Annotated in this window: 1 protein-coding gene; it reads left to right on the plus strand. The window is 33.4% G+C overall.

The window, feature by feature from the left end; genetic code table 11:
* A partial coding sequence (locus EK369_RS22085; RefSeq protein ID WP_206198175.1) for a polyubiquitin occupies window positions 1-435 on the plus strand: 435 nt, incomplete at its 5' end.
* Between the last annotated feature and the right edge of the window lie 80 nt (window positions 436-515).

The following is a 515-nucleotide window of genomic DNA, read 5'->3' on the forward strand; positions in this document are numbered from 1 at the left end:
GGAAAAACAATTACTTTGGAAGTGGAACCATCTGACACCATCGAAAATGTGAAAGCTAAAATTCAGGACAAAGAAGGTATTCCACCAGATCAACAACGTCTTATTTTCGCCGGCAAACAATTAGAAGATGGACGAACCTTATCAGACTACAACATCCAAAAAGAATCAACATTACATTTGGTATTGAGGCTTAGAGGTGGTATGCAAATTTTCGTAAAAACTCTCACTGGGAAAACTATTACTTTGGAAGTGGAACCATCTGACACCATTGAAAACGTGAAAGCAAAAATTCAAGACAAAGAAGGTATTCCTCCAGATCAACAAAGATTAATTTTTGCTGGAAAACAGTTGGAAGATGGCCGTACTTTATCTGACTATAATATTCAGAAAGAATCTACTTTACATTTAGTACTGCGTCTAAGAGGAGGATTATAAATTAATTTTTGATATTTTCTATACTTAAGGTTTTTGTACCTTTTAAAGAATATTGAAATAAAAGTTCTTCGCATTTAAAA

The organism is Shimia sediminis (assembly GCF_003990645.1).
GTDB lineage: Bacteria > Pseudomonadota > Alphaproteobacteria > Rhodobacterales > Rhodobacteraceae > Shimia > Shimia sediminis.